Source organism: Nocardia sp. GCM10030253 (assembly GCF_042675075.1).
Classification (GTDB): domain Bacteria; phylum Actinomycetota; class Actinomycetes; order Mycobacteriales; family Mycobacteriaceae; genus Nocardia.
On the sequence record NZ_JBHTDL010000004.1, the window covers coordinates 227,830 to 254,330 of the forward strand.

Sequence of the window (26,501 nt, forward strand, 5' to 3'; positions counted from 1 at the left end):
TACCGTAGGGTCGAGCTGCGACGAACGGCCGCTGACCATCCCTCCGACCTCGGGATGTCGGAAAAATACAATACGGAACATCCGCGATGGCGGAGAGTTTGCTGTATGACTTCCACTGAGATATCTCCTGCCGACCGTTACCGAGATCTCGCCACAACGTTCACCCGTCGCGTCGACGCGGTACCTGCGAACCGTTGGGACTCGGACTCGCCGTGCGACGGATGGACCGCCCGCGACGTCCTTCGCCATGTGATCGACACCGAGCGCGACATGGTGAAGGTCGTCGGGCTGGAACTCGACGCCGGACCATCGGTCGACGACGATCCAGCCGCCGCGTGGGCGACGGTGCGTGACGCTATGCAGCGTGTGCTCGATGATCCGGCGACGGCCACGCTCGAGTACGAGGGCGCCTTCGGACGCACTGATCTTGCGGCGACCGTCGAGAACTTCCTCTGCTTCGACCTGGTGGTCCACGGGTGGGATGTAGCCAAGGCGACAGGTACCGATGTCACGATTCCCGAAGCCGACCTCGAATGGGCGCGTGGCGTGGCCGAATCCCTCGGCGACTCCATCCGGATGCCCGGAGTATGCGGACCACAGCTGCCCGTTCCCGACGATGCCGATCGGCAGACGCAGGTCCTGGCCTACCTAGGCCGCCGAGGCTGACACGCTTCAGCCTCGGCCAGAAGGCGTCGGTTACGGGCAGGCTGGCGTGCGAGCCACGCTATGGCGTATAGCGCAGCATCGCGGCGACCGGCGCCCCGTCGGGTAGATCGTCGGCGCGCACGGCCAGCACGCGGCCGTCCGCAAGCAGGACGCGGCGGCAGATTTCGTCGAGCACACCGGGCGCGTCGGCATCGGAGGCCGGTCCGAAGGTGACGGTGCCATCGTCCGGGGACAGGGTGCCGGGAACGGCGGCATCGATATCCACCAGCACGGAGGCGACGATGCCGAAGGTCGCCGCGCGGGCGATATCGGAGATATCGGTACTGGCGCGGCCCTCGGCGCGGCGTCTATCGAAAACCGTCCGCAGGTCGGCGAGTTGGGCCGCATAGTGTCGATCGAGCACATGGCGGGCACGCGCGGCGAGTTCTTCGTCGGACAACTGTTCCGGGTTGCCGGGTATGCCCTCCGGCAGCAAATGGTGGTAACTATTGACCGAGCGGAACAGCGAATCGGTGGGTTCGGCGGCAGCCAGGATGAGCGGAACATCGCGGCCGGCCAACACATCGCGAAGTTCCTGGTCGATGGCGCGAGCGTACTGGCGCACTCGCATCTTGCGTCCCTCACCGCCCTGAACCTTGCGTTTCGGTGCCCGATCGTTCAGCGAAGCCTTGCGCGCATGATCGACCGCGCTGATGGGCAGCCCGGGAAGGTGCACCTCTCTGGCCGGCTCGTCCGGGGTGATTTCCACCAGCCGCGCCGATCCTTCGGCGAGCGCGAGCACGAACGCCGCCTGCGGAAACGTGATTGCCCGCAACAGGGGTTTCAGATAGAACCGGTCCGCCACCGTCTCGCCTTCGCCGAGCCGATTCGGTACCCGATAGGTGCGCATCCGGGTCGGGGTCGCGTGCACGACCAGGGTCCGGGACTGAAACCGCCAGAACTCCTCGTCGTCGATGAGGTCGTCGAAGTCCCGCTCGAACTCGGCACGCACGGCGGCGTCGGTCACCCGTTCGAGCACGCGACGCACCTGGTTGGCGAACGCGACGCGGTTCTTGTCCGGCGTAGGTGTGTCCGCCTCGGTGGGGGTGTAGATCGACACGCACCACGGATCCGTGAGCGCGGCCAACGCCAGGATCTCGCCTCGGGTGGGTATATCGGTATGCAGCATGATCGCCTCCACGTACTGTTTCGGTTCTCGGTTGCCAGCAACTAGCTGCACCCACATTATCTCGGCATCCTGTCGCCACGTCGGTGCTACACCGATCTGGTCGCAAGCAGGGTGAGACGCGGCAGCGAGTGCGGCAATCCACCCCGCCCATACCACTGGCGGAGCGGCCCCGACCCACCTCGGCCGAATAGCGACACACGAATCCGAGAAGAAGGAGCAGATTCCATGACGATCGCGCCCGAAGGTAGGCAATGGCAGTCCAGCACTTGACAACGGGGCGGCAGACGGTCGCGGGGATGCTGGCCTGGCGAGCCGCAACGACCCCGCACGCGAGTTTCCTGGTCCACGATCGCGATGGCAAGGTCGAGAGTCTGGATTTCGCTGCGACGCAACACCTTGCGCACACCGGCGCAACTGTGCTCCGGACGCACCCGAGAAAGACCGGCCATGGCAGAAGTGAAAGTGATTCCGGAATCCTGACCGGTCGGTTCGAGGCCGGGCATCACCTGTTCACGAACATCCCGTATGCGGCACCTCTGGGCGACAACAGATTTCGTCTGCCGCGGCCCGTCGGGAAATGGCCGGGAACTCACGACCGAGGTCGGCTTCCGCTCTCCGTCCGAACAGGACTCGGGGAGACAGGGTTCGCCCGGCCCGGCGGGGTGCACGATCTGGCGGGTATTACAGCGATCCACCACCGCCGATCACCCACGGGTTGAAGGTGCACTCCAGGTTCGGGTGCCCGACGGGGTCCAGCGCGCGCAACGCAATCGACAGTGCGCGTGGCGAATACAGGATGGTCAGGTGGTCGGAGAGGTCCTGTTCGCACCCATCCTGCAGAGTGATGTTCTGCACCGTCGCACCCGGTCCCGGCCTCAGGAACGTCAGATCGTACGGGTTGGTGATCTCGTCGTAGCGAGTGCCGACGACGGTGTAGTCGATCCCGGCGATGGTGTCGCCGTTGGCATTCAGCTTGTTCACGAAATCCGAGCCGATGGTCTGCTGAATACCGGCGTGACCGACGAAGATCTCGATGAAGCCGAGGATGTCGATGCCGAAGTTGTTGATGGCCCTGCCGAGTGCGCCGATGCCGTCGAGGCTGGTGCCGTGATGGGTTGCGCCATAGGTGATCAGGTTCTTGACCTTCGCCGCGCCACCCTCGAACTTCGTGTAGTAGTTCGACATCGAGCCGCCCTGCGAGTGCGCCACGAGATCGACTTCGCTCGCGCCCGTCACGGTGAGCACCCGATCCACGAACGTCGCAAGCTGTTTCGCCGAATCCTCGATATAGCCGGTGCCCATCACGCCGGGCAGCACTGAACCGAGACCACCGCCCTCCAGCATGTTGGAGCGACCGTAGTTGAAGGTGAACGTGCAGAATCCGGCGTCCTTGATCGGCTGGCCCAGGTACGCGAAGCCGTTGTACGCGTTCATCCAGGTGCCGTGCACCATGAGCACCGGACGGGGATGTTCCGCGGTCGGCTTACAGTTCCAGTCGTTGGACCCCGGCGGCGCCGCATCCGGGTTCAGCAGGCCGTAACCGAACGCGGCCAGCCATGAGGTCATCGGTGGTCCGTAACGGACGGTGTCGGAGGCGTAGCCGCCCGAGGAACCGGAGCTGCTGCCCGAACCGCCGTAGCAGTCGCCGGACCCATTGCCCGATCCGGCGCCGCTGCCCGAGGTACAGGCGGAGCCGGAGCTGCCCGCGCTGCCGGAGTCGGCGACTGGCGCCCCCTTCCGGCCCGCGGCGATGTAGTCGGCCAGGTTCTGTTCCGTCGGCGCGGGCCCTGGGGCCGCGGCGGCGACGATGCCCGTCATGCTCATCGTGAGCACCGAGACACCCATCATTACTGCGCGCAACGACCGGCCGCAGGTACTTCGTTTCATTACATGCCTTCCTGCAGAACGACAACGTTCGAGTGACAGTGCCGAGGTATGCCGGTCGACGGCGCTGAAACTGCGCCAACGCTAAGGCGGTCGAACGCCGAAACCCATGTGACAGAACGGCATCTGGACACCTCACCAACGCACCTGGCCGCAAATAGGGATCCGACACAATCGCGGCCGCCGAGCGAAATTGGTCGAGGAAGGGTCACAACACGATGCGCAAACCGCAGGTGCTGTTCACAACGCTGCGTGCGCGCCACCAAAGAGATGGACCGGTATCGGTGAATTCTCCAGATAACCGATCGATCACAGAGAAAACGGGACTTCCGGACGAATGATTGACCCACGTTTTCTCGCCGTCGACGGCACTTCGATGGCTGATTTCGGGCCGACACCGTATGCCACCACGCAAACAGGAGCAAATATGAGTGACATCGTCGTCGATCATGTGAACGCCGCGGCTCATGCACAGGCGATGGTGCGTCATCGGTATCGATCGCCGGCCCGCTATGAAGTCGGGCGCGAAAAGATCCGCGAATTCGCACGTGCCGTGCAGGACTATCACCCGGCGCATTGGAGCGAGAACGCGGCCGCCATGCTCGGATTCGACGGGCTGATCGCGCCTGCGACGTTCGCATCGATAATCTTGCAGCGGGTCCATCGCGAAATACTCGACACGCTGATCACCGGATACGATTCGACCCGAATTCTGCACGCGGACCAGGTATTCGACTTCGGCCGACCGCTGATTGCGGGTGACCGGCTCACCTGCGACATCTATTTCGAATCCTTCCGGAATTTCGCGGATTACGACGTGCTCGCGGTCAAGAGCGTGCTCACCGACCAGCACGGCACGGTCGTGCAGACCGGGAACACCGCGCTGCTGGCGCGCACCGGTAGCACGGATCCCGGCCTCGCCGAAACAATGCGCAAACTGGCCGTGCGGGGATTCTGCCCGGCCGAGCCCACGCGGTCAGCGGACATCGTGATGGCGACGCATTCCGACAAGATCATTCCGGCGCGGACGAGCCGAATACCGCGCACGACAGTTGATCTCGATGCGTTGGCGGTGGGAACCGAGCTGCCCGTTCGCGTGGTCCACCTATCGCGGGGCGACCTGGTGAACTACGCCGGGGTAACCGGCGACGGCAATCCGGTGCTGTTCAACGAGCAGGTCGCGACCGCGGCGGGCCTGCCGACCGTGGTGGCGCCCGGCATGCTCAAACTCGGCCTCGCCGCGGGTTTCCTGAGCTCGTGGCTCGGCGACCCGGCCGCGGTCACCCGCTTTCGCGCCCAGTTCGCGCACTACACGCACTATGCCGGGATCCCGGCGCTGAATACCAGCGCGATCGAGTTCCGCGGACGGGTGACCTCGCTGGACCCACGGCGGCGCAGGGCGACCGTCGCCGTCGAGGCGCGCGCCGACGGCCGCAAGCTCTTCGGCTACGCCGCGGCGGAAGTGCGATTCTCCGAGCGAGATCGAGTAGCGAAGCCCAATCCGGTCAGCTGGGCGAGACGGCGGTGCGATTCCAGTCGCGCCGCCCGATCGTAAGTGCTGGTGTGCACCAGGATCTCATCAGCGCCGGTACGGGTTACCAAGTGCTCCAACGCCTCCGCGACCTCGTCTTCGGTGCCGTGGATGTGGTCGCGCAGCGCCTCGTCGAACATCCGACGTTCCCGCTCGGTCATGTCCAGGGTCTCGATCTCCTCGGGCGGGATGAGCACGGGGAACTCGCCGCGGGTGCGTGAGTAGACGTTCGACCACGCCTCCGGCAGCAACAGCCGGTGTGCCTGCTCGGTGGTGTCGGCAATGACGACCGCACCCGAGACGACGACATACGGCTCCGCGCCGAAGGCCGTCGCGCGGAACGCATCGCGGTAATGCTCGATCGCCTCGACCATCCGGTCCTCACCCGCGACCGCGGCGATCACCAACGGCAACCCGAATCGCGCCGCCCGTTCCGCTCCCGAACCGGTGGCCAGCAGGAACGCGGGCACCTGCAATCCATCCGCAGGCCAGGCGTGCACGCCCTGACGACCGTGCCCGAAATATTCGAGCACCTCGGTGAGCTGAGCGTCGAAATCGTCGGCGTCGCTCTTCCCGTGCCCGAGTGCCCGCCGCACACCGTCGGTGAATCCGACCGAGCGGCCGAGACCCATGTCGATGCGGCCCGGATACAACGACTCCAACACCCCGAACTGCTCGGCCACGACGAGCGGCTGATGGTTGGGCAACATCACCCCGCCGGTACCGATCCGAATCCGCGATGTCGCCGCGGCAGCCGCCGCGGCGAGCACCGTCGGAGCCGAGCCGGCCACACCCGGCACGCTGTGGTGCTCGGATACCCAGAACCGGTGGTAACCCCACTCCTCGGCCAGCCGCGCGAACTCGACGGTCTCGCGCAGCGCCTCGGGGTGACTCTGTCCGCGCCGAACGCGGGAACGATCCAAGATCGAGAACTGGACCGACTGAAGTGCCGAAGTCATACCAACGTCAACGCCGACGTCGCCAACTGATTCCGCATGCCGCTGACCAGGGCTTCAAGCGAGGCGGGTGCGCGCTTCCCGCCAGGACAGCGGGATCTGGGCGCGGGTCGCTGTGGAGTCGACGAAGCTGGGGTTGCCGACTCGGCCTGCCATATCGGAAAGCATCTCGGCGTGTGCGCCGCTGCGCACGAAGTTGTTCATCGCCTCCTGGTCGGACCAGGCGGACAAGGTCCAGAACGTCTTGCTGAACAGACGGGCGTCCAACGTGTAGCCGACACAACCGGGAGCGTCGCGCAGCTGAGAACGGATCCTCAGCGTCCAGCGCAGGAACCGCACGACGTCGGAGTAGCGGTTCAGCGGCAGCCGCGAGGTGAGCACTTGCAATTGCTCACCGTCGGTGGGCTCATGAACTCCGGAGGTCCAGGGCAGAGTCGGCATCGTAGGTCCCGTCATCAGATGGATCCCATCAACATGCCATTGTGGAAGGTGAACCGCAACTCGGGACCTGATGTCCGACGCGGAGTGCCGGGCGTACCGCGGTGGCGGCTATTTCGGCTCGGGTAGTCCCAACGCGGGAGCAAGCACCCGCCAGGCGCGCGGCAGCTGTGCCTCGAAATCGGCCCACGTGTGCATACCCGACGGTTGATACTCGACGGTGACCGGGATCCTCAGCTCACCGAGCCGGGCTGCGAACCGCTCGGTGCAGGCCCGCGCCCCGGCCTCCAGGGCCGCGCCCCCGCCCGCCAGTCTGAGCGCGTCGACGACGGTCGGTGAGTTGGCGACGGCAACGAGATCGGCGGCGGTCGGCAGGCCGGGGGCGGCCGAGAGATAGATGGTCGTCCCGCGCAGGCCCTCGGCGCCGAGCACGCTGTCGTGCGCGACCCATTCGGGTGAGGACGGTGGGCCCCATAGGTTTTCGACATTACCGCCGCGCGAGGCAACCGTGATGGTAGTGACGGCATGACCCAAGGGGTCCGCGGTCGAATAGCATCCGCTCATCCCGGCGACGGCACGAAAAAGGCCGGGGTGGCGCTGAGCGAGCATCATCGCCGCCTGCGCACCCATCGACACACCGGCAATCGCGCGCCGCCCATCGGACTTCAGCAGCGACTCCACGATCGGTGGCAGTTCTTCGGTCAGGAAGGTCTCCCACCGGTTCAACCCGAGCGCTGCGTCGTGGCGATCCCAGTCGCTGTACATACTTCCGGTGCCGCCACTGGTCAATACGACATCAACCGGCTTGTCGGCGAAGAATTCCGCCGCCTTGCCCTTGCTGAGCCAACCCGAGGTGGGTTCGCCGTCGACTCCGTCGAGCAGATACAGCGTCGGACGCGGTCCGGTGCCGGTGCCGCGCAACACGTCGACGGTGATCACCCGCCGCATAGCGGCGGAGGCGATGTTCAGACGTTCCCGGCGTGGGCCGAGCCGCTCCTGACTGATCAACCCGGTTCGGGTCATCGCGGGGTCTATCGGCGGTGGAGATCCAACGACCACCTCGTCGGCAAGCACGGGCGCAGCACTCACCGCGGCGATGGCTACCATCGCTACGGCGGTGATCGGCACGCGTAGATTCATCCTGCTGCGGCGACTCGCTCTGCCAGGCGGGCGGCGGCCCGGTCCCGCTGCTCCTCGAAACGCGTTGCCTTGACTTCCAATTCGTCGAGGTAGGCAGCTAAAATCTCGCGCGCGCGTTCCCCGTCGCCGGATAAGTCGGTGCGGTCGAACACGTTCCACGCTCGCAACACCGGACGAACTACCACGTCGAGGTGCTGACGCAGGTCGTAGATTCCGTTCTTCGCCAGCACCACCGCGTTGCGACGAAAGTTGGGCTGGGTGAGGCCGGGCATCTGGAACCGGGTCACGATATCCGCGACAGCACACAACATCGCGTTGGGCGTCAGGTCCAGCGCTGCGGCACTCAGGTTGCGATAGAAGATCATATGCAGGTTCTCGTCGGCGGCAATCCGCTGCAGCATACGCTCGGCGATGGGTTCGCCGCACGCGGTTCCAGTGTTGCGATGACTGATCCGGGTCGCCAACTCCTGCAGCGTGACGTAGGCCATAGAGCGCAGAAACTGCGACCCCTTCACCGGTTTCGCTACGCCGGTAGTCATATGCGCCATCCGCGCCGCCTCCAGGGCCACCGGATCGACCGCGCGGGTAACGACCAGGTAGTCCCGCAGCACGATCGCGTGCCGGTTCTCCTCGGCGGTCCAGCGCCCGACCCAGGTGCCCCACACGCCGTCCAACGAGAACGAGTCGGCGATCTCCCGGTGATAGGACGGCAGGTTGTCCTCGGTGAGCAGATTGGTCACCATCGCGGTCTGCGCGACCTCCGACAACACCGATTGTCCTGGCTCCCAGTCGATTCCACCCATGGCGGCGAAGTTGCGGCCGTCGTCCCACGGCACATAGTCGTGCGGATTCCACGGCCTGGCTTTGCGAAGGTGGTCATTGAGATTGCGTTCGGCGACCGGTTCCAGTTCGCGCAGAATGTCGATATCGGTCAACGCGGTTGTCACTCGCAACTCCTTCGTTGCCCCTGAATCGAGGCGAATTCGACGATAGGGCCGGATATTCACGCCGTGCGACCGATTCGGCGATCGTTGGGTGAGGTGACTACGGGTCTGTGAGCCTGCTGGGGTTTGTCATAACCCGCCGTGTCACAGCCGATTGCTTCGAGCAGGTCGGCCATCGGATAGAGGCCGGGCGGGCGGCTCGCGACGAGCAGCCGCTCGAGCAGCTCGTGCGCACGAGCTGCCAATTCGGGAATCCGAACGGTGTCGCCGGTGCCGACGGTCGCGGTGACCGGCACCTCGGCGGCCTCGCTGAGCAATTCCAGCACGTCGGCGGTCATGGCCAGCGGTGTGCGGACCGAGGCGTCATCGATCGGCACCAGCACCGTGCCGCCATCGGTGGACAGCAGCGAAAGGGCACGAGACCCGAGCGGTGTCGCCAGCGCGGCCTGGACGCGGCGCAGCTTGCGGCGCGCCGCGGACGGCGTGGCGATGCCGGGTCTTCGTTCGTCCGCGTGCGGTGGAATCGATAACGCGACTACCTGATAGGACGATGCGATGGCGATCCCGGTCTGCCTGGCCAGTTGGGTCACGCCGTAGCCACTGAGCAGCGCCGACACCAAGGTCTGTGCCGCGGTCTGCTGTTCTCTTGCCACCTGGCGGTGCTCGTCGACGTAGGCCGCCGATGCCGCGACCGTCACGGTTTCCAGCACCCGGACCATCAGCCGTGCGCCGGCCATGACCTGATCAGCGTCGGTGGCCTGCTCGGCGAGGAATTCGAGGCCGGTACGGATGCCGTCGTGATAGGCGCCGAGGACAGTTTCCAATGCGACGCCTTCGCGCGCCCAGCGGGTCGCGGAGCCGGTGATGTCGGCCTGCGGCGATCCGCTCGCGGCAGCGGCGACGAGGTTTCTGGTCGTGGTCGCCAGGTCGCCGTGCGGCGCGCCGCGCGCGCGATATCTCAGATGTTCGACGAGTTTCGATTCCAAGCTCGTGGCGCCCGAGCCGGCGTGTGTGCCCACCATGATCGAGGAAGGCTAGTGACCCGCCGCGCCGAAATGCGGTGGCGAATACAGAATTAGGGATGTCATGAGCCGACACTCCGACCGTTGGGCGAAATCACAAGTGACAAGCAAACTTTCGAAGCACTGGCAATCGCGGCGCCGAAGATTTCCCGCGGCGGCGGCGAAGTTCGAGACGCAGCGCCGACCGCGCAAACCGGCGCTGCGTCTTCGTCACCCTACGGTCGGCAATCCGCGTCGAGGTCGTCCTTTGGACTGCTCATCGGTGGTCCTGCTGTCACCAGGGACAAACCACAACGCGCCGGCGGTCAGGCTCCGTGGTCCCCCGGGATGCGGGTCCGGCCTCTCCTGGGATGATGGGTGGGGCGACAGACGACCAGAGCGGACCCGTCTACCCTGTGAGCTGTCCCATGGGAACGGTTGAAGATGTGTGCTTTGGGTCATATCCCGGATAACATCGAGCGCCGCACCCCGTACGACGAAATCGGCGACGCAACGGCGAAGCGAGCGATCGAAGGGCATCATCACACATGAGCGGTACGCGAGAGAAGCTGGAACAGCTGCAGGGCATCCTGGAGCTCGCCCAGGAACCGGCCGGCGAAGCCGGGATCGCGAAACGCAAGGCCAAGGAAATACCCAGCGCCCGCGAGCGGGTCCGCATGCTGCTCGATGCGGGCAGCTTCATCGAGCTGGGCGCGCTGGTGCGCCAGCCGGGAACACCGGGCGCCATGTACGGCGATGGTGTGGTGACCGGGCACGGCCGCATCGACGGCAGGCCGGTGGTGGTGATCGCACACGACCAGACCGTCTTCGGTGGCTCGGTGGGCGAGATGTTCGGCCGCAAGGTCGCCAATGCGCTCGACTTCGCGCTGAACAACGCCTGCCCAGTGGTCGCGATCAATGATTCCGGCGGCGCCCGGATCCAGGACGCGGTGGCCTCACTGGCCTGGTACGCCCTGATGAGCAGGCGCCAGGGACCGCTGTCGGGCTTCGTCCCGCAGGTCTCGATCATGCTCGGCAAGTGCGCGGCCGGATCGGTCTACGCGCCGGTGAACACCGACATCCTCATCGCGACCGAGAACTCCTACATGTTCGTCACCGGGCCCGAGGTCATCAAGGACGTGACCGGCGAGTCCGTGACAATGGAGGAGCTGGGCGGCGCGCATGTACAGGCAGCCAACGGCACTGTCCACCACGTCGCCGCGACCGAGCAGGCTGCCTTCGACTGGGCCAGGAACTACCTCAGCTACCTGCCGTCGAGTGTCATGGAGCAGGGCCCCATCGTGAACCCGGGCCTGGAACCGGAGATCACCGCCTCCGATCTGGAGCTGAACTCGATCATCCCGGACTCCGATCGCGCCGGCTACGACATGCACGACATCCTGCTGCGCCTCTTCGACGACGGTGACTTCCTCGAGATCGGCGCGGCCACCGCCCAGAACCTGATCACCGGCTTCACCCGTGTCGATGGACGCAGCGTCGGCGTCATCGCCAACCAGCCGATGGCGCTCGGCGGCGCCATCGACGCCAAGTGCTCGGACAAGGCGACCCACTTCATCCGCCTGTGCAACGCCTTCCGCCTTCCGCTGGTGTTCGTCGTGGACACCCCCGGTGTACTGCCGGGTGTCGAGGAGGAACGCAACGGTGTCATCAAGCGCGGCGGGCGTTTCTTCCGTGCCGTGCTCGAGTCGACCGTGCCGATCGTGACCGTCGTGGTGCGCAAAGCCTATGGCGGTGGCTACGCGGTAATGGGCTGCAAGCAGCTCGGCGCCGACATCAGCCTGGCTTGGCCGACCGCGCGGATCGCGGTGATGGGTGCCGAGAGCATGGTCACCGTCGTGGGCAAGCGTCAGCTGGCTCAGGTGCCCGCCGATCAGCGGGCGGCGGTACGGGACTACATGATCAACCAGTACAACGAGACGGTCGCGACCCCGTGGATCGCGGCCGAACGCGGTTACATCGACGCCGTCATCGAACCGTCGCGCACCCGCTTGGAAATCCGCCAGGCACTGCGACTGCTGCGTGACAAGGAAGCCGCGGTCGAACCCGAGAATCGCAAGCACAGCCTGTTTCCGGTGTAAGCCGTCGATTGTGCTGCGTCACAACACAAACCGACAATATTGGTGGGATGCGCCGATGTTTGTCACCCGCCGCGCGGCGGTCTGTGCGAGTGCCTGACGTTGTCGATGTGCCAGGCCCTCGTTCGCCGCGTAGCGGCCGGGCACGCGGTGTGCCCGCCGACTTTGTCCCTACCCTTAGTCGGTGGGCACACCGCACTCCGGACGGCTTTGCGGCCCCGAACGACCTTGCGCGCTAGCTCTGGTCGGGGCGGGTGCCGTGGTTGCCCCAGGTGAGTCCCACAGTGGCCCACTCGGTTTCCCACAGTCGCGAGCGCCTGCGATCGAGTCCGCGGCGCAGCAGGGCATAGCAGCTACCGCAGCAGGCGAGGACCGCCAACACCGCGCCGGTGGTGATGAGCACGGCCTTGCTGAGTGCCCGGGTTTCCGACGGTGGGTGGGCGACGTTTCCCGCACTGTCGAGCCAGATCTTCACGGTGGCACCGGTTTTGATGATTCCGGTGCCCTGGTAGTCGCTGGTGTGGGTGGTCCCGTCGGGATCGCTCCACGTCACCTTCGCGGGCGTCACCGGCGCGTAGAGCGGCGTCTTGCCGACCTCGATCACTGTCGCGTCGATCTCGTGCAGCTGCGCCGCCTCCGCTTGCGCGACAAGGGTTTCCGTCTCATAGATCCGGACGCCGATGGTCATGGTCGCCACCGGAACGATGACAAGGAACAGCAGCAGCAATAGCGCACCTGCCACCGATTGGAGGCGATCTTCCCGTCTGCGCATCGGATTACGGTCCAACCCGACGCGTCGGCAGGTCCGACGGACAACATTCGTATTCACCGACCCTGTGGTCATGACGGTGACTCCTCGTGTTGGATATCGCTGGTCAGCCCGGCGAGAATGGCGAAGAATCCTTCGATGAGCTCGGGCAGGCTGGTGGGATCCGTCCCGAAAGCCCACGCCTGCAACGCCGCGATGAGCATCGCGGAGCCCGCGGCAACGGCCGCGGCCGGACGCAGATCCACTACCGGATCTGTACCCAGCCGGGCGGCGATGATGCGCACCGACTCCTGTTGCCCCGCAAGACGGATACGCTGATAGCCCGCGAACAGCGCTGGCTCGTCGTCGAATCGCTGGAACAGCTCCCAGCGGCGAACGAGCAGCTCTGCACGCGGGCCACTGTATTCGGCATCCAGCCAGTCATGAATAGCATGGCGATAAGCAGCCAGCGGCGGCTCGCCAACCGGCCGCGCGCACAACGCCTCGTTGAACAGGTGCACATCCTGATCGAGATCGGCGAGCACAGCCTCCTCGATCGACGAGAAGTGCCGACTGAAAGTCCGCCGGGTCACCCCCGCGCGCACGGCGATGTCCTCCACCGCCACCGAGTCCAATCCCCGCTCGGTGAGCAAATCGAACGCAGCAGCCGACATAGCAGCCCGACTGCGCCTCGTGCGCAGCCGCCGGCCGTCCAGGTCGACTTCGGCGTCGCCACCCATACCGACAGCTTAGCAGCTAATTGTCCCACAGGGACAATAGTTGAATCCACATCAAGGTCATCGTCAATCCCGGCACCATCTGGACCGGGCACCCCTCGGAGGAGTCGCCGAACTGCTGGCGATGTACAAGACCCCTCGAGAAGCGATTCTCGACGCTCCGAAGCACGTGAACCTTGCTACAAGTCGTCCGACAAGGGCACGTGATAGTGCTTGAAGTACACGTCGTCATCGTTGTGAATATCGTTGTCGAGCAGGATGAGATGCACGTGCGTTGTGACGCCGTCAAATTCTCTGCCTTCCCAGATGGTGAGGCCTTCGACCTCTTCCAAATCTGGCCAGCCGCTACCTTTCGGAATGACCAGCCGCCCGAAATACGTGCCGTTGAGAACGCTGTAGCAGCGGATGTCGCTGGTGTCGCCGAGTAATGAAGCCTCGAGAGAGGCCGGTGCATTTCGAGCGAGAAGGACGTGGCCGTTCTTGGAGAAAACCGCTCCCTGCACAAATAGCAACGGCTCTGGCAGCTTGATGTCCGCCTCCTTCACATGCACGAAACGCGCACCGTCCGAATCCAATCGATAGGCTATGAGCCGGTCTGCGTGCTTGCTCCGTGTCCCGTTCCAGCTGTAGAGCAATCCGTTCCAGGGGTTCATCGCGCACCACGCGCACCGGGTCTGCGGCGGCGCCCCGCCCGACTCACCCACCAGTGCCACACTTCGCCATCCAGTGAACGGCGGAGTGTCGATGACTACGATCTTCGGGGGATCCGCCGGATCTTCCATCGCGCAATAGATGCGGCCGTCGTGATAGTCGATATGCCCCAGGTGTTCGCTCCCGTTACCCGCCAGCTTGACGTGGTCGACGACGTCGCCATCTGGTGAAAGGCGGTAGACGCGTTGCTTACCGGCATGGTTGCTGGACACGTACCAGTAGAACTGGTCGTGCGTCACTCCCTGGCACTCCTCTGTCCAGTCCTTGTTGGAGAAGACTCCCTGGTTCGTTTTCGTCCACTGCTCGGGCTTAGGAGACCGCATCGCCTTCATGAGGTCCCGCAAGCGACCCGACGGCGGACGAGACTGAAAATCCCCCGGAATTCGCATGCCGGCGGTCGACTTTGGCTCGCCGATCTGCGCAAGGTGCCATCTCAGGCTGAGTTCTACCATCGCGCTTCACCTTTCGTGACTGTGAATCTCTCGCACGGTCGCCCGCGTTCGTCGGCAAGAGGCGCACTGACAGGCACAACCAACGTGAATGTGCAAGGCTCGTATCACCGTCCTATTGCAGGCTGATGAGAATCGGCACCAGGCCCGCGCCTTCATGCAGGGGCTCGAGGGCCTTGCCGATGATCGTTCCGAAGGCGCGCCCCCGATCCTCAGCCTTCATGGCGCATCCCGGGCTAGGCGATGTCGTCAGCAGATCCCCGACGCGGATGCTGCCGTAGCCCGCGTCCGCGCGGCATGCCACCTTGCCCATGACCGAGATAGGCACCCGGTGATCGTCGGACTTCTCCCCTCGGTCGAACACGATCCCCGGTCGATACCCGCCGGTGCCGGACACGACGCCCACCACCGTCTGGTCATAGCCGCTGGAGCAGGGAATGTGTTTGCCGTCCTGCCCCAACACCATGACCATCCCCGCAGCCAGTTCCGCAGCATCAGCGACCTCGAAATCCTCGGCAGCGTCCGCATTGCTGAGGATGATGTCCCCCTCGCCGCCCACCAGCTTGATCCGCTGCTTGTTCGCCCCGTCGCGGACCACGAGACTACCCGCTTTGCCAGTACCGCCGATATCGAGACTGGCGCTTCCACTGACGAACCTGAACACCTCATTGCCATCCGCGTCCTGCACCCCGATGTCGCCCTCGCGACTGGACAGCCTCACCCTGTCCTTGTTAAGCGCGTCGCGAAGGATAAGACCACTCCCCCCAGCGCCCTTGCCGCCGAGATAGAGGGTCGCGGCCACATTGCTATAGCGGAACAGCACATTGCCGGCGGCATCCTTCACCGAAATGTCACCGTGGGCACCGTCCAGCTTGATCCGCTCCCTGAAGGGGTCCACCTCAATGCCGGTGCGGGGCGGCCGGGTGCCGAGATGGAGCGCGCTGCTGTTGACGTCGAACTGGAACAGCAGGTTACCGGCAGCGTCCCGCACCGCGATATTGCCCTTATCACTCAACCGGACGCGCTCTTTGCCAGCGGCATCCCTCACCCAAATGTGGCCAGCGCCGCCGTCGAGCTTTATCCGCTCCTTGTTGGCCTCGTCGCGGATGATGAGATCGCCCTCGTTGCCTTGACCGCCGAGATAGAGTGCAGCGTCCACGCCGTCGAAGTGGAGCCGCAGTTCGCCGACAGCATTCTTCACTCGGATATCACCCTCGTTACCGATGAGGGTGATCCGCTCGTTGTTCGCCCGGTCGTGAACGATGACTTCGCCCTCGAAATCAGCCATGGCGTCCTCTCCTGTCAGTTCAGTCCTGCTTCGCGTGGTTGCACTCGGGGCAGGCATCAAGAAATCAGGACGAGCTAGCGATGAGCCGAGCCGTGTCACAATCGAATTGTCCACCGAAGCAGCGGTGCCTGGGGCCGGCTATCGCAATATTCGATTCCCCTTCAGGTTGTCTCGACGAAGGCGTGGCCGCGCGATATGCCGTAAATGCCAAGTGACGAGACCGCCACATCTGCCCAGCGGCACCCAAAATCCACCATGAGCCTTCCGGAGCAGACGACACGGCGGGCGGCAGATAGCAGGCTCGCTAACGGATGCGATCGAGGTCAGATCGATGGACCGATTCGGGGCACACTCAGCCTGATCAGCAGCGCCGCAACAGCTTCCACACCTGTGGCGCAGCGGAAATTGCTTGTCGTGACATCGTCCAACTCCCCTCGGTCGACGCTGTGAGCTGCACAAGAGGCCGTGGAATCGCTCGATCGTAGATGTCGCGATGGATAGCGTCGGCCGTAGGACGACGAGGTCGAAAGGCGGCATCCGGCATGACAAGCACGGGAGACAAGCTGGAGTGGGTTGTAAGCAGCTCGGGGCCGACATCAGCCTCGCGTGGCCCACCGCGCGGATCGCGGTGATGGGCGCGGAGAGTGCGGTCGGGATAGTCGGCAAGCGCCAATTGGCCCAAGTCCCCGCCAACCAGCGGGCCGCCGTGCGAGACTTCATGATCAGCAATTACAACGCAACTGTCGCTACACCGTGGATCGCCGCCGAACGCGGCTACATCGACGCCGTCATCGAACCCGCCCGCACCCGATTGGAAATTCGGCACGCGCTGCGGCTGCTCAGGGAGAAGGAAGCCGGAGCCGAACCAAACCCTCGCAAGCACAACCTGTACCCGATGTGACCGCGGCGCCGGACCCGCAAGTGTTCGACACCGCCTGCCAGAATTGCACGTAGTTGGTTACCGATGTCATCGATGTAGTCGCCGAATTCGCGATCGCCCGCAAAGCTGTGTGGGATCTGCTCCTGGATCCGCAAACCTATCCACGAATATTCGAAGGCGTCGGCGCCTGCGAGCCCTTGGAGACCGTGGCGGGCCATCCGGTGCTGCTGGTGCGGGTCGGCTCGGCGGATGCCGGAATCCGTTCCCACACTATGCAATTGATTGTCGGTCAGGAACTGGAGAGCTTCGAGCTGCGCTTCCCCATGCTGGGCAGCTTTGCCTCGGTGCGACTGCTCGGCGACCAGGAACAGACCAGGATCTGCGTCACCTACTTCGCTCCAGGCCGGGTCCATCCACACCTGGCCGAGCTGTCCAATGCCGCGATCACCGACTGGACAAGTGCCGGACTGCGGCTGCTCGCCGACCTCGTCCTCGCCGCGCCGACCTCGGTGATCGTCAACGGCGAGAACTCGCCGATGCGGCGCAGGGCCGGAGTCGCGAAACAGATCATGAGGTCCGGGGTCGGACGCACCTATCGTCCGGACACGGCCATCAGACAGTTGCGTCGCCTCGCCGAATGGGGATTCAACCTCGCCGGTGGCTACGCGGCCGCGGCCGTGCAATCGCCGCACCGTACGGCCGTCATCGACGGTGGAGCGCAGCGCACCTTCGCCGAAATGCATCACCGCACCCAGGCCTTGGCAGGCGCGATGTCAGCGCTCGGACTGAACGCTGGAGACGCGGTCGGGCTGCTGGCGCGCAATCACGCGGGAATGGTCGAAACCATGGTCGCCGCAGGAAAACTCGGTATCGATGCAGTGCTGCTGAATACCGGGCTGCCGGCACGCCGGATCGAAGAGATCGTGCAGCGCGACAAACTGTCGGCCTTGTTCGTGGACGCCGAATTCGATCCGCTTGTCCAGTATCTACACGCCGATATCCCCCGCTACACCACCGACGCCACGCCGCCGAAACCGGGCGGAACCACGATCGAAGATCTGATAGCGAGGGGGCACACGGACTTTCGCAAGCCTACGCAGCCGGGCAAACTGATCGTGCTCACCTCGGGCACATCCGGCACACCGAAGGGCGCGCGGCGCCCGCACCCGAAGGGCTTCGGCACCATCGCCGCCCTGCTGTCCCGGATTCCGTTCCGGATGAACGACACCATGCTCATCCCCGCCCCGCTGTTCCACACCTGGGGCCTGGCGGCCCTGCAGATGAGTACTCCGCTGCGCGCGACGGTGATACTGCCGGAGCATTTCGACGCCGAAGACTGTCTGCGCCTGATCGCCGAGCATCGCGTGACGACGCTCATCGCGGTTCCGATCATGGTGCACCGGATCCTCGAGTTACCCGCACCCGTGCGTGCTCGCTATGACACCTCCAGCCTGCGGGTCGTCGCCAGCTGTGGGGCACCGCTCGCGGCCGCGACCGTGCTGAACTTCATGGACACCTTCGGCGACATCCTCTACAACGTCTACGGCTCCACCGAGGTCTCCTGGGCGACCATCGCCGTCCCGGACGATCTGCGGGCCGCCCCGACCACCGCGGGCCGTCCGCCGCTCGGCACCAAGATCGGCGTCCTCGGGCCCGACCTGCGCCCGCTACCGGTCGGTGCGACCGGGCATATCTTCGTCGGCAATCACATGCTGTTCGACGGCTATGTCAATGCCGCACCGCCCAACGAGGCCGACGGCATGCTCGATACCGGCGACCTCGGCTACCTCGATGCCGCGGGACGGCTGTTCATCGCGGGCCGCGACGACGAGATGATCATTTCCGGCGGCGAGAACGTCTTCCCCCGGCCCGTCGAGGAGGCCCTATCCCATCTCCCTCAGGTCAGCGAGGTGGCGGTGGTCGGCGTGCCGGATAACGAATACGGGCAGCGGCTGGCTGCGTTCGTGGTGAAAAGGGAAGGCGCAGGACTGGATTCGGATATGGTCCGCAGCTATATCCGACACCGCCTCAGCCGGTTCTCGGTGCCGCGCGACGTCACCTTCCTCAACGACCTGCCGCGCGGCGAGACCGGGAAGATCCTCAAACGACTGCTCGGTGGGCCTGACGCGAACGAGGCAACGTGAGCAGGCTCATCAGTGCACCCACCGCCTTCCCAGATGCGCGGACCTCAGCACACGCCCGGTCCACCGCTGGTCCAGGCCGTTGTCGACCGCACGATCGCCAGGGCCGTGCCGCGCGACGGTGGTTAGAGCCGACCCTCGGTATACGACGGCCGATCGAGCGTCCGCGGTAGCCGCTCCCGCAGTGCCTCGAGCAGGCCGACGGTGTATTCCGGCGGCGCGGCATGCACCGACAACACGTTCACCACCCGAAGATAGGCATCGAGGTCGGCTCGCTTGTCCAGGTACAGGGCGCTGGTCAGTTGCTGGAGATAGACGATGTCGGGTAGGTCGGGCTCCGCGAAGCGCAACATGGTGAAGGCGCCGTCCGCGATCGCGGGTCCGCCGACATGATCGGCGAGCAATTGGACACTGATGTGCGGTTGCGTGGCGAGCCGTACCAGGTGGTCCAACTGGTCGCGCCACACGGTCGAACCGCCGATCGGACGACGTAGCGCCGCCTCGTCGACGATCACCCAGAAATGCGGAGGATCGTGGCGCTCCAGGATCTGCTGCCGGCGCATTCGCAACGCCACCCGTCGATCGATCGCCTCGTCCTTCTCATCCGGATGCGCGAGCGTCAGCAGGGCCCGGGCGTAGTCGGCGGTCTGCAATAGCTCGGGCACCGCCCTCGGCTCGTAGCAGCGAATCAGCCGCGCGGCCTGTTCCAGACCGAGATAGGTGTCGAACCACTTGGGCAGCCAGTCGGTGTCACGGTGCCACCAGCCCGAAGCGCTGGCCTGCCGCGCCAGCTCGATGAACTCCGCCAGCTCCTCGGGATCGGTGACCCCGTAGAAGGCGAGCAGATCGACGAGATCGCGCTGTCGAAACCCGACCCGGCCCAGCTCTAGACGGCTGATCTTCGAATGTGATCCGCGAATGGCATCGCCCGCGTCCTCACGGCTGATCCCGCACGCCTCCCGCAGCCGTCGCATGCGGCCACCGAGAATCATGCGAAGCACCGTGGGTCCGCCGTCGGCGGCCACACTTCCGGCAAACGGGGCGCCATCCCCTTGTCGTACCTCCGATGCGGGCATGCACTGAGTCTGCCATGCCGCGACCGCGACTTTCTACGGCCAAAGTGCCTCAACCGCACAGATATTCGCACAGCTGCACGTGCACCCGGCCCGCCGCAAATATGTCGCCCACGAAGCGGGTGACCACCAGGTTCGTTGTGACAATTCCACGCAAATCCCCAGCGGCGCTGGATATCGGACAGTTCCATCGCCGAAGCCTCTCGATCGGCGCGCCGGACGAATACGCTCAGCTCACGGCTTCGACACCGGCCTTCCCGCAGAGGCCTACCCAGTGGACGAGGGGAATCGAAGCCGCACCCGAGGCCGCCCCGGTTGCGCACCCACGCGCCTATGTCGCGAAGCACCGCCGGGGCGGCCTCCCCCGATCTCGCCACCGGCCGTCGTGGATCAGCGCAGGAGGACTTCCGCCGTCGCGCGCCCGAACAACTTCCTGCCACCGCAAGTGGCGGTGAGGGCGATGGTCGCCGCGCGACGGCTCGGATCGAGCGATTTGATCCGGCCACCGAACTCGATCCGACTGTGCTGGGTCTGCGCGACCGGAGCGAACCCCGCGAACCGAACCCCGTATTCGGTAACCGCGGCCGGATCACCCACCCATTCGGTGATATATCCCGCGCCCAGGCCCATGGTCAGCAGTCCGTGCGACACCACATCGGGTAGGCCCGCGGCGATCGCGACGTGGTCGCTGAAATGGATCGGATTCGAATCACCCGACACCCCAGCGTAATTCACCAGATCTCCGCGGGTGAACGACACGACACGGGTGGGTAGTTCGGCGCCGACCCGCAGCTCGTCGAAGGAGGGGCCGCTGGACGGTACCCGCACCTGCGTCTCATCGACCGATCTCGCGGGCAGGTCGTCGAAGCATTCGACGATGCCGGTGTCCGCCATCAGTGATTCGCGCGGCTGGGCCGCGCCGCGCCGATCGGCGAGCGCCTGGCCGCTCATGATGACGCCGTCGACCACCGCGGCGATATGGGGGCCGACCTCGGTGCCGGTGCGCGCCACCACCGTGGTGCACGCGGTCTGCAGCAGTTCCTTGTGCTGGTTGGTGAGGACGTTCTTGGTCACCATGAAATCGTTGTCGCCGAACTGTCGAAACGATTCGATGAACGAGTCGCAGCGCAGCTGGTCACCGGCGACGAGCGGCCGATGCATCTGAATGGTCTGCTCGGTCTGCAGAATTTGGCTGATGTCGTAGCCGGTGATCACGGACTCGAACATCTTGCGCTGCATCAGCAGCCAGACGATCGAGGGAAAGGTGAGCGGCGCGATCAGCGCGTCGTAGCCCAAATCCCACGCCGCCGACTCCTGCCAGTGTGCGGGGTGGTAGTCCTGCACGGCGCGCGCGAATTCGCGGATCTTCTCCCGTCCGACCTCGTAGTGATCGGTCAGCCGATAATGGCGGCCGACCATTGCCCTGGCCTGTTCCGATGCCTGCTCCGACCCAACGGTCACGGTGTTGTTCATCTGCCTCTTTTCGCCGATCCGGCAATACCGTCACGTGTGATAGATCGCAGATACCGCGGCAAGCGCAACGAGAGGGGTCCGGCAGATACACAGTTCTCAGCATTCGTCGGGCGCGGGCACACCCTGCAGTCGCTGATCCAGCCAGCCCATTGCCTCCGGATAGCCGAGGCCCCCGGCGATGACGTGCTCGCCGAGCACGCTGCGATAGACCGCGGGGACACCGAGCTCGCACTGCTCACGATAGAGATTGCGGGCGCCCTCGGCCGGAATCCAGAATTCCTGCTCGCCGTTGTAGATGTAGAGCGGCGTCGCCGATTTCATGCCTTCCATCCTGGTCACCCGGTAGATCGCCGCGGCGAGCTCGGAGTGCAGCGGGTCGGCGAAGTTCGCGGCGACATCGATCGGCAGCATCAGCACCCCGACGATGCCGAAGCCGCTGCCACACAAATCTTTCAGCGGCGAGGTCGTCACCCACTGCGCCAGATTGTTCATCCTGGCCAGGATCTCGGGGCGTTCCCGGCCGACGGCGAAGGTCGCGGCCATGAACACCGCCGAGGCGAGATTGCCGTTCATGCTCCGCGCGAGGATCTCGAAATCGGCGGGCACCCCACCCAGCGCCGCACCGACGATCACCTCGGCCAATTCCGGTGCGTAACTGTCGATCAGCTTGACCGCGCCATGGGTGGCGATCGCGCCACCGGAGTACCCGGTCATGGCGAACCTGCTCTCCCCGAATTCCTCCGGCCGCAGTCCACGCACCGCGCGGATCGCGTCGAGCACGGCATGACCGGCCACATATGGCTCCGCGTAGGCCATCCACGGTCCCTCATGGTCAGGAATCAGCACGGCATAACCGCGCAGCACCGCTAATTGTGTTGTCGGCGGGATGAAGTCGGTGAGGCTGGTCTTCGTCGAAAACCCGTGCGCGAAGCTGTAGCCGGGCGTGCAGTCACGGCCGAGCGCATTGATCGGCAGGTTGTTCACCACCACCGGTCTGTCGCCGGGGCCGGGCCACGCCGTGGTGGGAACAACCAGCGTCGCGGTCGCGTAGGACGGCAGCCCGTGGGCGTCGGTGGTGCGGAACTTCAGCAGCAGCGCCTGCCGGATCGGGACGAGCATCATCGGCGCGGCGGAGGGGGTGATGTCCCTGACCTCGAGCACCTGGCCCTCGCCGAATGCTTCCAGATCCACCGGCCACGCGTCGAAGATCGGATCACCGACCGGTGCGGGCAACACCGCCTGCCGCAGTGCGGCAAGCGCGGGTGTCAAACCCACGCTCGATTGCATCGGGGCAGGCGGGGACGGCGCGATCGGTGGCGGCGGCACCACCCGATCGATCCATTCGTGCAGGCCGGGCAGGATGGAGCCGTTCACGTCCGGAATCAACAGTCCGGGCAGTCGCGAAGGATCGGGCAGCCAGGGCGATCCTGGCGGAGCGGGCGGGTCCGGTGGCGGCTGCGCGGCCGCCTGCCCGACCATCGGCGGGCACGTGAGTAACAACACGAAGAAGAAGGCACGCAAAAATCTCATGAACACGCCTCTGGGTGCGACGTCGGTTACCTGACCCCCGGGGAGATGGTGCGGCTCGTCGACCCCCGAAATGCCCCCTGTCGTACCGGGGCCAGAGGGCCAGGCTAACCGCCGTGCTCGGCCGGAGACGTCACTATGCCCGAGTTGTGTGTATCACGTCGCCATTTCGCAACAACCGAGCCGAATGCGATCCGCTGGAATCGCATTCGGCTCGATGGCAGCTCCAGCGCGCCCTCAGCAGTTGCTCGGCGCGGGCTCACCCTTGAAGCGGGCGTTCAGCCAGCTGAGCGCCGCAGGGAGGCCGAGCACCGCCGCGGTCAGGTGATCGGGCACCGGCGTCACTTGTGCCTCCACCCGAGCCCCGGCCGCGCACCAGCGGCGGTCGGTGTTGGTGATCGCGTCGACCGGGATGAGTCCGTCGATCGGCGAATGCCATTCGAAGACCGGCGCTTTCGGCACGCCGTCGTAGAGCTCGAGGCTGTTCTCCTCCACGACCGCGCGGGCGTCGCCGTCGTCGATCATCGACGTTGTCTTCGCGAAGTCCATCGCGCCGTGTCCCGCACCCGCGGCGAGGATGTCATTGGTGCAGCTGTTGGCAATGGCCGCGCGTGCGGCGAGCCCGCGATCGTTCAACTGCTCGCTGAGCGGGAACCGATCGGGGTACTCGCGCTCCAGGCCGAGTCCGGCGGCCAGCGCCAGCCCGAACACCGGGTGCGAACCGAGACCGAGGGATTCGAGCATCTTCACCAGGTTCATCGGCACGCCGCCCATCGCCGCGCCGACGATGTCGAGTTCCGGCGCATACCGTGGTGCCAGCGCGGCCGCCCACGCGGTGGCCATGCCGCCGCCGGAATAGCCGACCATCCCCACCTGGCTGTTCTCCACCTGCAGCTCGGAAACCTGCTTGACGGCGCGCACCCCATCCAGAGTGATCTGGCCACCCAATTTCGCTGCCCCATAGGCGAATTGGGGACCGAGATGATCAGGCAGCGCGACCGACCAGCCCTGCTGCAGCAGCACATTCCACGCGGGCGCCTCGCGCACCATCAGGTTCGGGTCGTCGGTGTAGAGCACCCGCGACACCGAGCATTCCGCGCCGAGACCGTTGATGATGTGCTGGTAGGACAGCAGCGGGCCGTCCTTCTTGTGTCCGCGCGGCGTCAGCACCGTGGTGATCGCCGCGATCGGCTTGCCCTGGGAGTTGGTCGACCGGAACCGCACCACGGTCACGGTGGTGTCCGGGAAGATCATCAGCGGCGGCATCGTGCGCGTACCGATGACGTCGCCCGGCTTCATGTCCGCGAGATTTTGTGGAATCGCATAGAACGGATCCGGGTCCGCCGCCGGATAAATCGGTGCGCCGTGGCCGGTCCCAGCGACCGCAACCACCATCAGCAGACCGACGGCCATCGCGCCTACTGTGCGTACCACCCCCCTGCCGGGTCTCTTCTTGCTCATAGAACGTAGGGCCTGCCTCATCGACGATGCCTCCAGAATGGGTCCAACGTTGTGACCATCGTTTACAACAACGGACCAGAGTGACACATTTGGAGCGAAACATTTTGACAATTCACAAGTTTCGGGTGGCCGGCCTGTGACCATCTGGCATCGGTCCTGGTGACACGCCCTGACCACCCAGCACGTGATCTGTGACATGTCCAGCCACCGAGACTGAACATGTTCCCCACAATGGTGGGGACTTACCGTCACATATACCGGCGCCATTCGCCGTGGCGGAAGGAGACAGTGGCATGGACGGCACTGCGCGAAAACTGACCTCCCGGGAGTACGCCGAGGAGGCGCCGACCCGTCGGATCACCGTCTATTTCGACGGACCGACGCCCGCTGACGCCCTGATCCTCGAATACGCGGCCACCCGAGCCGAGGCGTGGGAATTCACCTCGGCCGCGGTGCACGCCGGGCTGGTGGTCACTGTGGACAGCAAGGTGCGGCCCGAGCTTCGGCCGCTACCATGCCGTTCGCTGTGGCACTGATATAGACCCGCCGGCGCCGAACCCTGGTCACGGCTGGTCGAGCGCCCGGTGCGGGAAGTCGAGCACCTCCGCGGCAAGATCTGGCCCTCCGTCGGAATACGCGGCATCGCCCGCACGGCGTCTCCAGCGCCGGACCCGACAGCTGCTTGCTCAGCAATTGTTCACACACGCTGCGCGCCTGCGAAGGACCATCCAGATACGGATGCGTGCCCGCCGTACGAGTCCGCATCCTCGAGAGATGATTGCCAGGTAGGCCGCCACCGGGGCAAGACACCACAATCGGCGCGGGGTGCGGGTCGAATGCCGCTTGGGTGGAGCTTGGCTACGCTCGTTGGCAACGACCATGCGGGAGGAACGGCAGTGGCACAGCGGAACTCGATTTCGCCGAACCCCGGCGGGCGCCTACCGCGCCCGTCTGCGCGGTCCGGCGCGGTGGTCGTGCTCTGCGCAGCCCTGCTGCCCATAGCCAGCGGCTGCGGAAGCGATCAGCCGACCTCGGCGGCCGGCACAACAACCGACATTCCCACTACGACCTCCGTCGCCACCACGGCACCGTCGATCTCGCCGCCAGCGGCCACGGTGCCCACCGTCGATCCCTATGCTGGTCAAGCACTCATCGACCATGTCGAGTGGACAGCGGCCATCGATGGCCCCCGGCTACTCGTCTTCCCGACACCGGCCGGGCGGCAAACCACCTTCCCCGGCTCCGAGGAACGCGCATGGCAGGAAGTGCTCGCGCAGTCCACGGACGCCGACGCTCCCGGCATGCACGACCAGTTCGTGTGTCACTGGGATTGGGCCCGCATGGTGGCACCGAACAAACCGAGCTGGAATCTGGAACCCTGGCGTCCGGCCGTCGGCCACCAGGCCACCGTCCAAGCCAGTTGCAACCCCGGCGGCCCCGAACGCTGACCACGGCACCGAACACCGAGCGGCACCGACCAGAAAGGACCACCGATGCGCGTCGTCATCGCAGGCGGCCACGGAAAGATCGCATTGCTGCTCGCGGCATTGCTCACCGAACGTGGTGACAAGGTCGACAGCCTCATCCGCAAACCGGAGCAGGCAGGCGACATCGCCGCCACGGGGGCCCGCGCCGTCGTGCTCGACCTGGAACACGCCGCCGTCGGCGACGTGGCCGCGGCCATCCAGGGTTGCGACGCCGTGGTTTTCGCCGCGGGCGCGGGGCCGGGCAGCAGCGCGGAGCGCAAGTACACGGTGGACAAGGGCGGGTCGGTGCTGCTCGCCGCCGCCGCCGAGCAGGCAGGTGTCCGCCGTTTCGCGCAGATCTCGACGATGGGCGCCGGAGCACCGCCCGCGGCGGGCACCGACGAGGTTTGGGCGGCCTACATCGATGCCAAAACCCAAGCCGAGGACGACCTGCGTGCTCGCAATCTGGACTGGACGATCGTGCGCCCCGGCCATCTCCTCGACACCCCCGCCACCGGCCTTGTCGCGCTCGGTCCGCCGCCGCTGCCCCGCGGCAGCATTCCGCGTGTCGATGTCGCCGCCGTGCTTGTGGAGATCCTGCACGCCGCATCGACCGCCGGCATGACGCTCGAGCTCATCTCGGGTGACACACCGGTGGCATCGGCGATCGAAAATTTAGATAACCAGTCGGTCGCCGAAGGCGGTGCCGCCCCCGCCGACTGA

Annotated in this window: 22 protein-coding genes and 1 pseudogene; 8 read left to right on the top strand and 15 right to left on the bottom strand. The window is 65.5% G+C overall.

Annotated features, from left to right (window positions below):
* The first annotated feature begins 105 nt into the window (after positions 1–105).
* Entirely contained in the window at positions 106–666 is a 561-nt protein-coding gene (locus ACFQZZ_RS05085; protein ID WP_378674651.1) for a TIGR03086 family metal-binding protein, read from the top strand.
* Positions 667–724: 58 nt separating this feature from the next.
* Here the strand turns inward: ACFQZZ_RS05085 and ACFQZZ_RS05090 are convergent, their stop codons facing one another.
* Entirely contained in the window at positions 725–1,834 is a 1,110-nt protein-coding gene (locus tag ACFQZZ_RS05090) for a hypothetical protein (protein ID WP_378674654.1), read from the bottom strand.
* Positions 1,835–2,515: 681 nt separating this feature from the next.
* Positions 2,516–3,682 carry an esterase/lipase family protein gene (locus ACFQZZ_RS05095; RefSeq protein WP_378676373.1) on the bottom strand — a complete coding sequence of 389 codons (1,167 nt, stop codon included), beginning with the start codon at positions 3,680–3,682 and terminating at the stop codon, positions 2,516–2,518.
* Between the two features lie 463 nt (positions 3,683–4,145).
* Between ACFQZZ_RS05095 and ACFQZZ_RS05100 the strand changes: the two genes are divergently transcribed.
* Positions 4,146–5,273: a fused (3R)-hydroxyacyl-ACP dehydratase subunits HadA/HadB gene (locus ACFQZZ_RS05100; protein WP_378674657.1), complete on the top strand. Its 1,128-nt coding sequence runs from the start codon at positions 4,146–4,148 to the stop codon at positions 5,271–5,273.
* On the opposite strand, the gene ACFQZZ_RS05105 is transcribed toward ACFQZZ_RS05100, so the two are convergent.
* The 5 genes from ACFQZZ_RS05105 to ACFQZZ_RS05125 form a co-directional block, all read right to left on the bottom strand.
* Complete coding sequence (locus ACFQZZ_RS05105; RefSeq protein ID WP_378674660.1) at positions 5,165–6,208, bottom strand: LLM class flavin-dependent oxidoreductase; 1,044 nt, start codon at positions 6,206–6,208, stop codon at positions 5,165–5,167. The two genes, ACFQZZ_RS05100 and ACFQZZ_RS05105, sit on opposite strands and share 109 nt — an antisense overlap.
* Positions 6,209–6,262: 54 nt before the next feature.
* Positions 6,263–6,661 (bottom strand): antibiotic biosynthesis monooxygenase, encoded by a 399-nt coding sequence (locus ACFQZZ_RS05110; RefSeq protein ID WP_378674663.1) that lies wholly within the window; start codon positions 6,659–6,661, stop codon positions 6,263–6,265.
* A gap of 93 nt (positions 6,662–6,754) precedes the next feature.
* Complete coding sequence (locus tag ACFQZZ_RS05115) at positions 6,755–7,771, bottom strand: alpha/beta hydrolase (protein WP_378674666.1); 1,017 nt, start codon at positions 7,769–7,771, stop codon at positions 6,755–6,757.
* 8 nt (positions 7,772–7,779) lie between these two features.
* Positions 7,780–8,730 carry an acyl-ACP desaturase gene (locus ACFQZZ_RS05120; RefSeq protein WP_378674669.1) on the bottom strand — a complete coding sequence of 317 codons (951 nt, stop codon included), beginning with the start codon at positions 8,728–8,730 and terminating at the stop codon, positions 7,780–7,782.
* Positions 8,731–8,786: 56 nt separating this feature from the next.
* Positions 8,787–9,749 carry a transcriptional regulator gene (locus ACFQZZ_RS05125; RefSeq protein ID WP_378674672.1) on the bottom strand — a complete coding sequence of 321 codons (963 nt, stop codon included), beginning with the start codon at positions 9,747–9,749 and terminating at the stop codon, positions 8,787–8,789.
* 527 nt (positions 9,750–10,276) lie between these two features.
* Here ACFQZZ_RS05125 and ACFQZZ_RS05130 point away from each other — a divergent pair.
* Positions 10,277–11,827, top strand: coding sequence for an acyl-CoA carboxylase subunit beta (locus ACFQZZ_RS05130; RefSeq protein WP_378674675.1), 1,551 nt, complete (start codon positions 10,277–10,279; stop codon positions 11,825–11,827).
* A gap of 232 nt (positions 11,828–12,059) precedes the next feature.
* Here ACFQZZ_RS05130 and ACFQZZ_RS05135 read toward each other — a convergent pair whose 3' ends face one another.
* The 4 genes from ACFQZZ_RS05135 to ACFQZZ_RS05150 form a co-directional block, all read right to left on the bottom strand.
* The gene (locus tag ACFQZZ_RS05135) at positions 12,060–12,596 is read right to left on the bottom strand and encodes a hypothetical protein (protein WP_378674678.1); all 537 of its coding nucleotides are present in this window, start codon (positions 12,594–12,596) and stop codon (positions 12,060–12,062) included.
* Positions 12,597–12,664: 68 nt separating this feature from the next.
* A complete protein-coding gene (locus tag ACFQZZ_RS05140) occupies positions 12,665–13,312 on the bottom strand; it encodes a TetR/AcrR family transcriptional regulator (RefSeq protein WP_378674681.1) in 648 nt (215 codons plus the stop codon).
* A gap of 176 nt (positions 13,313–13,488) precedes the next feature.
* On the bottom strand, positions 13,489–14,472 hold the full coding sequence (locus tag ACFQZZ_RS05145; RefSeq protein WP_378674684.1) for a hypothetical protein: 984 nt from the start codon (positions 14,470–14,472) through the stop codon (positions 13,489–13,491).
* Positions 14,473–14,584: 112 nt separating this feature from the next.
* Positions 14,585–15,757 (bottom strand): hypothetical protein, encoded by a 1,173-nt coding sequence (locus ACFQZZ_RS05150; protein ID WP_378674687.1) that lies wholly within the window; start codon positions 15,755–15,757, stop codon positions 14,585–14,587.
* 562 nt (positions 15,758–16,319) lie between these two features.
* Between ACFQZZ_RS05150 and ACFQZZ_RS05155 the strand changes: the two are divergent.
* Both ACFQZZ_RS05155 and ACFQZZ_RS05160 read left to right on the top strand, forming a co-directional pair.
* Positions 16,320–16,658 (top strand): annotated as a pseudogene (locus tag ACFQZZ_RS05155) (carboxyl transferase domain-containing protein); the annotation flags it as partial.
* Between the two features lie 53 nt (positions 16,659–16,711).
* The gene (locus ACFQZZ_RS05160) at positions 16,712–18,781 is read left to right on the top strand and encodes an AMP-binding protein (protein WP_378674690.1); all 2,070 of its coding nucleotides are present in this window, start codon (positions 16,712–16,714) and stop codon (positions 18,779–18,781) included.
* Between the two features lie 122 nt (positions 18,782–18,903).
* On the opposite strand, the gene ACFQZZ_RS05165 is transcribed toward ACFQZZ_RS05160, so the two are convergent.
* The 4 genes from ACFQZZ_RS05165 to ACFQZZ_RS05180 all read right to left on the bottom strand — a co-directional run bounded on the left by ACFQZZ_RS05165 (position 18,904) and on the right by ACFQZZ_RS05180 (position 24,264).
* Complete coding sequence (locus ACFQZZ_RS05165) at positions 18,904–19,854, bottom strand: helix-turn-helix domain-containing protein (RefSeq protein ID WP_378674692.1); 951 nt, start codon at positions 19,852–19,854, stop codon at positions 18,904–18,906.
* A gap of 387 nt (positions 19,855–20,241) precedes the next feature.
* Positions 20,242–21,324, bottom strand: coding sequence for a fused (3R)-hydroxyacyl-ACP dehydratase subunits HadA/HadB (locus ACFQZZ_RS05170; protein ID WP_378674694.1), 1,083 nt, complete (start codon positions 21,322–21,324; stop codon positions 20,242–20,244).
* A 96-nt stretch (positions 21,325–21,420) separates the two neighbouring features.
* On the bottom strand, positions 21,421–22,854 hold the full coding sequence (locus ACFQZZ_RS05175) for a lipase family protein (protein WP_378674696.1): 1,434 nt from the start codon (positions 22,852–22,854) through the stop codon (positions 21,421–21,423).
* Positions 22,855–23,088: 234 nt separating this feature from the next.
* Positions 23,089–24,264 (bottom strand): lipase family protein, encoded by a 1,176-nt coding sequence (locus tag ACFQZZ_RS05180; RefSeq protein ID WP_378674699.1) that lies wholly within the window; start codon positions 24,262–24,264, stop codon positions 23,089–23,091.
* Between the two features lie 341 nt (positions 24,265–24,605).
* Here ACFQZZ_RS05180 and ACFQZZ_RS05185 point away from each other — a divergent pair, with 341 nt between their 5' ends.
* From ACFQZZ_RS05185 to ACFQZZ_RS05195, 3 genes are all read left to right on the top strand, one after another.
* Complete coding sequence (locus tag ACFQZZ_RS05185) at positions 24,606–24,848, top strand: hypothetical protein (RefSeq protein WP_378674702.1); 243 nt, start codon at positions 24,606–24,608, stop codon at positions 24,846–24,848.
* A gap of 360 nt (positions 24,849–25,208) precedes the next feature.
* Entirely contained in the window at positions 25,209–25,760 is a 552-nt protein-coding gene (locus ACFQZZ_RS05190; RefSeq protein ID WP_378674704.1) for a DUF2599 domain-containing protein, read from the top strand.
* Between the two features lie 45 nt (positions 25,761–25,805).
* Complete coding sequence (locus tag ACFQZZ_RS05195; RefSeq protein WP_378674707.1) at positions 25,806–26,501, top strand: SDR family oxidoreductase; 696 nt, start codon at positions 25,806–25,808, stop codon at positions 26,499–26,501.

Bases quoted from the DNA above. Each gene is read 5' to 3' on its own strand.
- ACFQZZ_RS05085 (WP_378674651.1), top strand. From the start codon at position 106: ATGACTTCCACTGAGATATCTCCTGCCGACCGTTACCGAGATCTCGCC.
- ACFQZZ_RS05090 (WP_378674654.1), bottom strand. From the start codon at position 1,834: ATGCTGCATACCGATATACCCACCCGAGGCGAGATCCTGGCGTTGGCC.
- ACFQZZ_RS05095 (WP_378676373.1), bottom strand. From the start codon at position 3,682: ATGATGGGTGTCTCGGTGCTCACGATGAGCATGACGGGCATCGTCGCC.
- ACFQZZ_RS05100 (WP_378674657.1), top strand. From the start codon at position 4,146: ATGAGTGACATCGTCGTCGATCATGTGAACGCCGCGGCTCATGCACAG.
- ACFQZZ_RS05105 (WP_378674660.1), bottom strand. From the start codon at position 6,208: ATGACTTCGGCACTTCAGTCGGTCCAGTTCTCGATCTTGGATCGTTCC.
- ACFQZZ_RS05110 (WP_378674663.1), bottom strand. From the start codon at position 6,661: ATGACGGGACCTACGATGCCGACTCTGCCCTGGACCTCCGGAGTTCAT.
- ACFQZZ_RS05125 (WP_378674672.1), bottom strand. From the start codon at position 9,749: ATGGTGGGCACACACGCCGGCTCGGGCGCCACGAGCTTGGAATCGAAA.
- ACFQZZ_RS05130 (WP_378674675.1), top strand. From the start codon at position 10,277: ATGAGCGGTACGCGAGAGAAGCTGGAACAGCTGCAGGGCATCCTGGAG.
- ACFQZZ_RS05135 (WP_378674678.1), bottom strand. From the start codon at position 12,596: ATGCGCAGACGGGAAGATCGCCTCCAATCGGTGGCAGGTGCGCTATTG.
- ACFQZZ_RS05140 (WP_378674681.1), bottom strand. From the start codon at position 13,312: ATGGGTGGCGACGCCGAAGTCGACCTGGACGGCCGGCGGCTGCGCACG.
- ACFQZZ_RS05145 (WP_378674684.1), bottom strand. From the start codon at position 14,472: ATGGTAGAACTCAGCCTGAGATGGCACCTTGCGCAGATCGGCGAGCCA.
- ACFQZZ_RS05150 (WP_378674687.1), bottom strand. From the start codon at position 15,757: ATGGCTGATTTCGAGGGCGAAGTCATCGTTCACGACCGGGCGAACAAC.
- ACFQZZ_RS05165 (WP_378674692.1), bottom strand. From the start codon at position 19,854: ATGCCCGCATCGGAGGTACGACAAGGGGATGGCGCCCCGTTTGCCGGA.
- ACFQZZ_RS05170 (WP_378674694.1), bottom strand. From the start codon at position 21,324: ATGAACAACACCGTGACCGTTGGGTCGGAGCAGGCATCGGAACAGGCC.
- ACFQZZ_RS05175 (WP_378674696.1), bottom strand. From the start codon at position 22,854: ATGAGATTTTTGCGTGCCTTCTTCTTCGTGTTGTTACTCACGTGCCCG.
- ACFQZZ_RS05180 (WP_378674699.1), bottom strand. From the start codon at position 24,264: ATGGCCGTCGGTCTGCTGATGGTGGTTGCGGTCGCTGGGACCGGCCAC.
- ACFQZZ_RS05185 (WP_378674702.1), top strand. From the start codon at position 24,606: ATGGACGGCACTGCGCGAAAACTGACCTCCCGGGAGTACGCCGAGGAG.
- ACFQZZ_RS05195 (WP_378674707.1), top strand. From the start codon at position 25,806: ATGCGCGTCGTCATCGCAGGCGGCCACGGAAAGATCGCATTGCTGCTC.